The following is a 393-nucleotide window of genomic DNA, read 5'->3' as shown; positions in this document are numbered from 1 at the left end:
TGTTGTGGATCGCCGGACGCGTCAGGCTCGGCAGCGGAAACGGCGTGCGCCGGTTCTCCGCATCGACCCAGGTGACCGTCTCGCCGTCGATTTCCAGGCGCTGGGCCAGCGAATGGCTCCAGCCAAAGCCGAGGCCGACGTCGAGTTCCACGGCGCTGGTGCGATACAAACGGGTGAACTCGAACGGCAGCAGTCCATCCAGCACACCGTCAGTCAGGGTCAGCAGTTCTTCGCCGGAGACCAGCGATACCGGACAGCCGTGCTTGGCTGTACTGGAAGCGGTATCGGCGCTGTCACCGTTAGGGTTTTTCGCCTGAACCGAAGCGTCGTCAAAGGGTTCGTCTTTTTTCAGCGAGGTGTTGTTGCGAGCCTTCCAGCGCAACTGCATCCGGC

Annotated in this window: 1 protein-coding gene; it reads right to left on the bottom strand. The window is 62.3% G+C overall.

The genetic code is table 11. From position 1 onward, the window contains the following. The coding region (locus ACW9JC_RS30430) for a DUF6531 domain-containing protein (protein ID WP_457459694.1) at positions 1-393 on the bottom strand (393 nt) is incomplete at both ends.

Source organism: Pseudomonas sp. SDO5591_S426, assembly GCF_054070755.1.
The sequence above is the reverse complement of the archived record's forward strand: the minus strand, read 5'-3'. Positions and strand labels throughout refer to the sequence as shown.